A 9,068-nucleotide genomic window follows, 5' to 3' on the forward strand; every position below is an offset into this window, starting at 1 on the left:
AATTAATTTAATTAACATAAGTATAGAGTAATTTGGTAAACTATACAATAACGAGATTGAAAGCCATTATGGGTGACAGATTTGGGTAAAAGAGTTAGTTATAATCGATATTCCGCACTTCATTGCAACGCACTTGAATGTCTCGAAGCTAGCGCAGCGATGCAACGGTTTTTCATGTCCCGAAGCTAGCGAAGCGATGCAGGGACAGGGACAGAGACAGGAGTAGTACGGTTTTCTCTGCTGTTTTGCTCCATATCAAGAGATATCTAAGCGACGGCGCGGCCAAGGGCTAGGCGAAGCAATGAGACGAGTGGTCTTCTCGTCTCATTGCGAGAGCCATGCCCAAAGCGTCCGGAGCGATATTAATTATGCTATTTCTAAAATAATTCAGCAAAAAAAACGGAGGTATATATGATGCGCCAAGGGACGTTTAAATGGATGAAATCGGTGAACAAATCGATGATCCTCAATAAAATAAGAAAAGATGGACCGATATCGCGCGCGCAGATTGCACGGGACACGAAGTTGACGCCGCCGACTGTCAGCAGCAGCGTAAAAGAATTGATCGAACAAGGGATTGTCGAAGAAAGTGATATCGGGCAATCGCTGGGCGGCCGGAAACCGACGATGCTGATCATCAATAACCAGGCATTCACCATTATTGGCGTGGATGCAGGTCCGGAAAGCATTGAGTGCATTTTGTCGGATCTCGCAGGCAAGGTGCTCAAGCGCTCCGAAACCAAATTGCAGCTGCCGATTGACAACGGAGAATTTATCGCCGCTTTGAAAAACTGCATCGAAGGCGTTCTGGAAACGGAACATCCGCTTATCGGTATTGGTGTCGCGATGCATGGCGTGGTGGAAGTCGATACCGGCACTTCTTTATATGCGCCGAATCTGGGCTTGGCCAATATTCCAATCAAGGAAGAGTTGGAAAAGGCATTCGGTTTGGAAGTGAAAGTGGAGAACGATGCACGCGCCATGGCGCTCGGCGAATACTGGTTCGGCAATCATGGCGAATTGGAAAGCATGCTGGCGGTGAACATCGGCAGCGGCGTTGGGGCAGGGCTAATTCTTAACGGCAAGCTTTATCACGGCGCATCCGATATTGCGGGGGAAATCGGCCATATGACAATCGATTTGCACGGCGAAATTTGTGAATGCGGCAACCGCGGATGCCTGCAGACCTTTGTCGCCGGGCCCGCCATCGCCAGAAAAGTGAACAGCGACGCAACGGAAAACCAATTATCAGCAGAAAACGTATTCGAACAGGCGGTACTTGGCAATGAACGATTTACCGCCATTTTGAAAGAAACTGGAAGAGCGATGGGCGTAGGTCTGACAAATCTTATCCACATCGTCAACCCGGAAAAAATTGTCCTCGGCGGAGGCGTTTCAAAAGCAGAGAAGTTCATCTTGCCCGCCATACGTGACACCATTCAAACATCTGCATTGACGCCTGCAGCAAGCCAAACAAAAGTGGAAGTCTCCAAACTGGGGGACGATGCGACGTTGATCGGCGCGGTCACTTTGCTGCTGGTGGATATCTTTGAACCGAAATAAAGAGAAATCAACGGAAGGGTGAAACAAGCAATGGAAATCAGCAAAAAGGTGTTTGGCTCTCAAGACACACAAGCAATCACATTATATACATTGAAAAACGATCAAGGTTTTCAAGTGTCCTGCATTGATTATGGCTGTGCAATCACTGAAATGATCGCGCCAGACCGCAACGGAAACTTGGAGAATGTTGTACTTGGCTTTGACACAGTAGAAGAATACCAGAACAACCCCAACTTTTTGGGAGCATTGGTTGGGCGTTTTGCCGGACGGATCAAAAACGGAGAGTTTGCGGTTGATGGGGTGGAATACCAAGTGCCCCGGAATGACAATGGCAACCATTTGCATGGCGGTCCGAAAGGCTTGCATGCCGTAATATGGGATTCGCGAGTGATTCAGGCGAACGATGAAGCCATCGTCGAATTTACGCATACGAGCCCAGACGGTACAGAAGGTTTTCCGGGCAATTTGTCCATGACGGTCCGGTATACACTGAAGAATGACCGCAATCTGCTTGTCATTTCCTATTCCGGGAAATCCGATAAAACGACCTTGTTGAACGTCACCAACCATTCGTATTTCAATTTGAGCGGTGATTTCAAGCGCACCATTCTAGACCATGAATTGACGATGGCAAGCGATCATTATGTGGAACTGGATGAAAAATTGCTGCCGACAGGCAAACTGGTGCCGGTTGCGGAAGATCCGCTATTCGATTTCCGAAACGGACGCAGCATCGTAGAAGCGACAACAGCTGAGCATCCTCAAACCAAGCTGGCCGGCAACGGCTACGACCATCCGTTTTTATTGGACCGAGGAGCGCAGCCGGGAATCGAATTAACGGATGCCGAAAGCGGCCGCAAGCTTGTGATTGAAACAACCGAACCAGCAGTGGTTTTGTATACGGGCAATTTCATCGGAGGCGCCGGCACGATAAGAGGCGCGGCCGCACAAGATTATCTGGGGCTTTGTCTCGAAACACAAAGCCCGCCAGATTCGGTGCGCCACGCCCATTTCCCATCCGCCGTCTTGGAAGCGGAAGAGGAGTTTAGATCGGAGACGAGTTATACGTTCTCTTTTGTCAGCAAATGAACAAGTTAATAAAAGCAACGATGAAAAGATGACTTCGGGTAATGAGCCGGAGTCGTCTTTTTAGCTTGCATTTCCCTTTTTTTAGACGCAATTCCCATCATTTTCAACAACAGTTCACGCAGCCACGTAATTTGCACTAGAGCCTTTCAGCAAACTGCTATAAACTGAAGATACAGAGAAAAATTCTTTGGGTGACCGATCGGATGCTTTAAGAACGGAATTGTCTTTATTGGAAATACGAAGGGGAAGGGGATTTCTGATGTTAGATGAAAAGTACTTGAATTTATTAGCGGAAAAATACGACTGCGAAGAAAAAGTGGCGACTGAAATCATTAACCTGGAAGCGATACTGGATTTGCCGAAAGGGACGGAGCATTTTGTCAGTGACTTGCACGGCGAATATCAGGCGTTCCAGCATGTGCTGCGCAACGGTTCCGGCAACGTGAAAGTAAAAATCCGGGATCTCTTTGAAGGGGAAATGCCGGAAGAAGAACTCAACGAATTTGCGACATTGGTTTATTACCCGGAAGAGAAATTGCAATTGATCAAAAGCGAATTCACCAGCAAAACGAAATTGCGGGAATGGTACGTCGAAACCATCGAGCGCCTGTTGAAACTGGTTGCTTATGCATCTTCGAAATACACCCGTTCGAAATTGCGCAAAGCGCTGCCGAATCAATTCTCCTACATCATTGAAGAGCTGCTGTATAAGACGGACGAGTTCACGAACAAGAAGGAATACTACGAGAAAATGGTCGAGCAAATCATCGCCCTGAACCAAACCGATAAGCTGATCATCGGCCTGGCGTATACGACACAGCGATTGGTTGTGGATCATCTTCACGTTGTCGGCGATATTTACGACCGCGGCCCGGATCCGCATAAGATTGTCGATACGCTCATCGATTACCATTCGGTGGACGTCCAGTGGGGGAACCACGACGCCCTGTGGCTCGGTGCTTATGCCGGATCGAAAGTGTGCCTCGCGAACATCGTCCGGATCTGCGCGCGCTATAACAATCTTGATATTATCGAAGACGCCTATGGCATCAACTTGCGGCCGCTTGTGAACCTGGCTGAGAAATACTACGAGGACAATCCGGTTTTTCGTCCGAAGCGGATTTCCGATGAGCCATTGACGGATCAGGAACAGCTGCAAATCACCAAGATCCATCAAGCGATTTCCATCATCCAGTTCAAACTGGAAAGCCCGATCATCAAACGCCGCGCATGCTTTGACATGGAGGATCGCTTGCTGCTGGAGAAGGTTGATTATACGAATGAAGAAGTTACGCTCAACGGCGTAACATATAAGCTGGAAAACACGTGCTTTGCAACGGTCAACCCGGAGCGGCCGGAAGAATTGCTGGAAGAAGAAGCGCAAGTGATGGACAAGCTGCTGTTTTCTATTCAGCATTCGGAAAAACTGGCGCGCCATATGAATTTCCTCATGAAAAAAGGCAGCCTGTATACGCGCTATAACGGCAATCTGCTGATCCACGGCTGCATTCCGCTGGAAGAAAACGGCGACATGAAAGAAATGGAGATTGAAGGCAAAACTTACGCGGGACGCGAGCTGCTCGATGTTTTCGAACATTACCTGCGCTACGCCTTCGCCCATCCGGAAGAAACCGATGATTTTGCGACTGATATGGTGTGGTACCTGTGGACAGGAGAAAATTCCTCGCTCTTCGGCAAACGGGAAATGACAACGTTTGAGCGTTACTTTATCAAAGAAAAAGAAACGCATAAAGAACGGAAAAATCCGTATTACCATTTGCGGGAAGACGAGGGAATGTGCCGCAAGATGCTTGCGGAATTCGATTTGAATCCCGATTATGGACGCATCATCAACGGGCATACGCCGGTAAAAGAAATCGACGGCGAAAATCCGATCAAAGCGAACGGCAAAATGATCGTCATCGACGGCGGTTTTTCCAAAGCCTATCAATCCACTACCGGCATCGCGGGCTATACTTTGCTCTATAATTCCTTCGGCATGCAGCTCGTCGCGCACCAGCACTTCAGTTCGAAAAAAGAAGTATTGAGCAATGAAACCGACGTCTTGTCTGTGAAACGCTTGGTCGACGAAGAACTGGAACGGAAAAAAGTGCGGGAAACGAATATCGGGGAAAAGTTATTGGAGGAAATTGCTGACTTAAGAAACTTGAGAAAGCACCGGTATATGAAGTGACGGTCTGGTAAGCAGACTGTCTAAAAGTAGATGGGATTAATGGAGGCAGCTTATGAGCAGGAAAGCGTCATTTTACATTCTGGGCATCTTAATGATAGCTGTCCTTCTCGCAATAATTTCTTGGGTGGGGTATGGACCCATTGAATAATAGTTTTAAAAGCTTGTTTTTAGAGGGAAATGCCCGTGAGAAAAAATAAAGCTGCAACAAGTAAAAAGCACAGTCGGCGATTCTTAGCCGACTGTGCTTTTGGTTTGGAATGTTTTTCTGATTCGATGCCTGGACAGTAAAGAGCGTGGGAAGTTGAATAATGGGTTTATCGGGTGGCTGCGGTGTAAAATATGAATTGTTGGAAATGATCCGAAGCAGTTAGATTTTTTTATTTCCCGAAAATACGAATTCCGCATATGGAAGCGGAACATGAAAGCGAAAGGAGTGGGATCCGTGGGCAATCCTGTTATTATTGTCGGCGCTGGGCTCAGCGGACTTTATGCAGCCTCGCTGCTGACTGAGCGCGGCATCACATGCAAAGTGCTGGAGGCAAGAGACCGTGTGGGCGGCCGCGTATTGACCGCGCAGGCTGCCGGCAAAGAAGAGCTGGGCCAATTCGATTTGGGCCCGACCTGGTTCTGGCCACAATACGAGAAAACCATTGCCCGATTAATTGAAAGCCTGAAGCTGGAGACGTTTGACCAGTACGCGGCTGGCGCCATGCTTTCCGAGCGGAACGAGCACGGTCCGCCGGCGCGCTATGTCTTGCCGGAAGGCGCAGCTGAAAAATCTATGCGAATCAAGGGCGGTGTCCAGTCGCTGATTACAGCCATTGAGTCTGCGCTTCCACCAGGTACGGTCGAGCTGGAAACCCGCGCAACAGCCATTCGGCTGGATGAAACAGGTGCGATTACAGTTGAAGCAAGTATGGGTGACGGAGAGCGAAAAGAAATTCCGGCAAGCCGGGTCATACTGGCATTGCCGCCAAGGATTGCCGCGCAACACATTGAATTCTCCCCTGCACTTCCTGCAGATCTGATGAGGGAGCTTGCCGAAACGCCGACATGGATGGCAGGGCAGGCGAAAGTCATTGCGGTCTACGAGCGTCCTTTTTGGAGGGAATCCGGTCTTTCCGGCTTCGCGACGAGTTGGGTCGGGCCTCTGCAGGAAATTCACGATGCTTCTCCTTCCCAAGGAGCTGGGGCGTTATTCGGCTTTTTCGGCATGCCGGCAGAAATGCGGCGCGGGATGGGAGAAGAGCAGCTCTTGGAACTGGTCACGGACCAGCTGACCCGAATATTTGGCCCTGCTGCCAAAAATGCGACTGCCATCTTGTACAAGGATTGGTCCAGCGACGCGGAAACAGCTGTGAAGGCTGACAGCATTCCACTCCGGGAGTTTCCGGCATACGGAAAGCTGCTGGCGGGCGGGGCATGGAAAAAGAAGCTGATTTTTGCCGGTACGGAAATGAGCGAGCAGTTCGGTGGCCATCTTGAAGGTGCGCTGCAAGCAGCCGAGCAGGCAGTTTTGGAAATTCAGGAAGAAAAAAGAACGTAGTCCATTCATGAAATAGGATGCCGGAAAAAATCGGCACAGTGCCTGTTGATTTCCCATTAGTGCATGTTGAATGGCGCTTAGTGCCTGTTAATTTTTCCCGAAGTCATGTTAACTTCAAAATAACGCTTGTTAACGAAAAATCTTACTATCCAAAACCATTTCGCCAAGGCGAAATGCGCAAGTGCTTGAGAGGGAGCCGTTCGCCGGAGCGAACGGCTTTTCCATTTGCGCTTTTGCCCGTTGATTGCGGCGAGCAATGCCGGATAAAAACGGAATAATGCCTGTTGATTTCCTGCTAGTGCATGATGAATCTCGCGCAGCACCTGTTGATTTGCCACGAATGCCTGTTAATTTTGGAATGACGCGTGTTAATGAAATAACCTGTTATCGAACTCCATCTAGTCATCAGTTCTCCGCAGGGAGCGGCCAGCAGGCAGTTAACATTGCGGAAAGCAGCAGTTAGGTATACTGTTAAATTAAGTAATCTGATAATTCTGACTAAAGTAAATACATAAGCAAAAATGCTGTGAATGGTGATTCCTGGCACAAGAACCTTGTACAAACGGCAATCTAAATGAGGAGGAAGAATTTATCGAACGACGCAGCTAAAAAGCAGGAGGGAGGCAGAAGGCAAATCAATAAAAGCGATGAATTTCTGAATTGGGTTTTTGAAAAGAAGAGATCTCCTGATGCACCTCAAGAAACATAGCTGTTTAACCCAACAGTTTTTCGATGGGGTTTTTCACTGATGGAATAAAATTGATTGGAGAGATTAACATGAAAAATGGGATCGCTGAAAAAACACCGCTTTTCTATGCCCGGGTTGCGGGATATAGCTTGCTCCTGCTGGCGCTGATAGCCTTGTATGCGAATTTCTTCGTTCTCCTAGAGCTGTTAATTCCGGGAGATGCAGCAGCGACTGTAGCCAATATCACTGCCAATGAATTGTCATTCCGCTTTGCCATTGCGAGTTTTGTCATTGTACTTGTTCTGGATGTCATCATTTCTTGGGCCCTCTATGTTTTGTTGAGGCGGGTGGATAAAACCGGGGCTTTATTGGCGATGATATTCAGATTGGTCTACAGTGCGATTTTGGGGGCTGCCATCTTCAATTTTTTGAGTATTTTGCTGCTGGTAAAAGAAGAGGCCTACTTAGCGGAATTGGGGACAAACCAATTACAGGGGCAGGTCATGCTATTAATCGATGGCTTTTCTAACGGCTGGGTGATCGGGCTCGTTTTTTTCGGCATTCATTTGCTTCTCATCGGCTATTTGGTTTTCAAATCCGGGTTCATGCCTAAAATTTTGGGGATTTTGGTGATGCTTGCCGGTCTGGGCTATATGATTGACAGCTTTGCCTACATTATCCTGGAGAATTACGACGATTACGAAATCGTATTTGTGCTCATCGTCGCCATACCCGGTGCCATAGGGGAATTGGCGCTGGCCATATGGCTGTTGCTTAAAGGCAAGAAAATACCTGAAATGACACCTGTAAAAGAAAGCTGCGAAGAGCGAGTTCATCCATAAAATCAATAACCGGACGGACAGTAGAAAGGTGGCATCCTTATTCATTCATTTCATTGTGCAGATAACCACTCCCTCAAAAGCCGATTAAACAGCTGCGCCTGCTGCACCGGCCAATCGTGTTCAGCTGCGGGGATTAGCTTCCCCGCAGCAGTTGGCATGAAATGCGGAGCGAGTTCAACGGATTCCAGAATGCCGCGCGATTCTTTATCGCCCGCAACAAAAAGACAGGGAGCGGCAATATCTGAGTAGGATTCATCCAGGCGAAACTGCATGATTTCTTTCCAAATCGTTTCATAGGTTTTGGGGGTCAAAAGCTGGTAATTCGTGATGAAATCAACGATTTTATCCGGTGGCAAATGGTAGTGTTCACGGGCTAGTTTAGCGAGATACCGCTCATTTTGAATGCCTCGCTGAACAAGACGGGATTGCATTTTCAGCAAGAATTGAAAATGCATGGGTTTGGTGGTGATGCCGCTGATGAAGAGACTGAGGACCTTTTCAGGGTGCCGTTTCGCTATTTCCAAAGCCACATGGCCGCCGAGTGAAATCCCGACAATGTGGACCTTTCGGTTTTTGATCACGTGCTCGGCAATTAAATCGGTGGTATCCGCTACACTTTTCCATGGAGTTGAAACACTTTTCCCGTGTCCCGGCAAATCGGCCAGGATGATTTGATAATCCGGGAATGCGGCAACTTGCTGCCACCACATCCAGCGGCTCGCCCCAAGTCCGTGGAGAAAGAGGATGGAATCGGTTCCGCTAAATTCCGTCTCTGTAAAATCAATCATGTCCGAGAACCTCCTAACATGTGTCATCGAAGAAATCCCTATATTCAAGGTGAGAAGATCTGTATACCAAAAAGCAATGTTTCCGAAAGGGGAAACATTGCTTTCAGACTGTAGACAAAGTCTACTTAAAATGAATAACTGTTTATACCACAACCGGTCTGGCCACTTCGCTTTCCGTGGGCCCAGCTTCAGCCTCCTCGTCACTGAAAAAAGAGTTGCTCCTGCATCGCTGCGCTAGCTTCGTCGCAAACGAGGTTCTTCAAACCTCGTTTCCTGCGGGGTCTTCAGCCTTCGCTGTCCCACAGGAGTCTTCGTGGCCAGACGGTTGTCAGCATGTAGCTTTAATTGAAGAGAGTAA

At 48.2% G+C, this 9,068-nt stretch carries 7 protein-coding genes; 5 read left to right on the forward strand and 2 right to left on the reverse strand.

What is annotated here, in order from left to right:
* Positions 1-414: 414 nt before the first annotated feature.
* The 4 genes from EGV91_RS12085 to EGV91_RS12100 all read left to right on the forward strand — a co-directional run bounded on the left by EGV91_RS12085 (position 415) and on the right by EGV91_RS12100 (position 6,392).
* Positions 415-1,563, forward strand: coding sequence for an ROK family transcriptional regulator (locus EGV91_RS12085; RefSeq protein ID WP_135504097.1), 1,149 nt, complete (start codon positions 415-417; stop codon positions 1,561-1,563).
* A gap of 30 nt (positions 1,564-1,593) precedes the next feature.
* On the forward strand, positions 1,594-2,652 hold the full coding sequence (locus EGV91_RS12090) for an aldose epimerase family protein (protein ID WP_135504084.1): 1,059 nt from the start codon (positions 1,594-1,596) through the stop codon (positions 2,650-2,652).
* A gap of 259 nt (positions 2,653-2,911) precedes the next feature.
* The gene (locus EGV91_RS12095; RefSeq protein WP_135504087.1) at positions 2,912-4,846 is read left to right on the forward strand and encodes a fructose-1,6-bisphosphatase; all 1,935 of its coding nucleotides are present in this window, start codon (positions 2,912-2,914) and stop codon (positions 4,844-4,846) included.
* 418 nt (positions 4,847-5,264) lie between these two features.
* Positions 5,265-6,392 (forward strand): flavin monoamine oxidase family protein, encoded by a 1,128-nt coding sequence (locus EGV91_RS12100; protein ID WP_135504089.1) that lies wholly within the window; start codon positions 5,265-5,267, stop codon positions 6,390-6,392.
* Between the two features lie 77 nt (positions 6,393-6,469).
* Here the strand turns inward: EGV91_RS12100 and EGV91_RS12105 are convergent, their stop codons facing one another.
* Positions 6,470-6,730, reverse strand: coding sequence for a hypothetical protein (locus EGV91_RS12105; protein WP_135504091.1), 261 nt, complete (start codon positions 6,728-6,730; stop codon positions 6,470-6,472).
* Positions 6,731-7,169: 439 nt separating this feature from the next.
* On the opposite strand from EGV91_RS12105, the gene EGV91_RS12110 reads away from it, so the two are divergent.
* On the forward strand, positions 7,170-7,922 hold the full coding sequence (locus EGV91_RS12110; protein WP_135504093.1) for a DUF4386 domain-containing protein: 753 nt from the start codon (positions 7,170-7,172) through the stop codon (positions 7,920-7,922).
* Positions 7,923-7,972: 50 nt separating this feature from the next.
* On the opposite strand, the gene EGV91_RS12115 is transcribed toward EGV91_RS12110, so the two are convergent.
* A complete protein-coding gene (locus EGV91_RS12115) occupies positions 7,973-8,710 on the reverse strand; it encodes an alpha/beta fold hydrolase (protein ID WP_158290612.1) in 738 nt (245 codons plus the stop codon).
* Between the last annotated feature and the right edge of the window lie 358 nt (positions 8,711-9,068).

The organism is Planococcus koreensis, from assembly GCF_004761975.1.
Classification (GTDB): Bacteria; Bacillota; Bacilli; order Bacillales_A; family Planococcaceae; genus Planococcus; species Planococcus koreensis.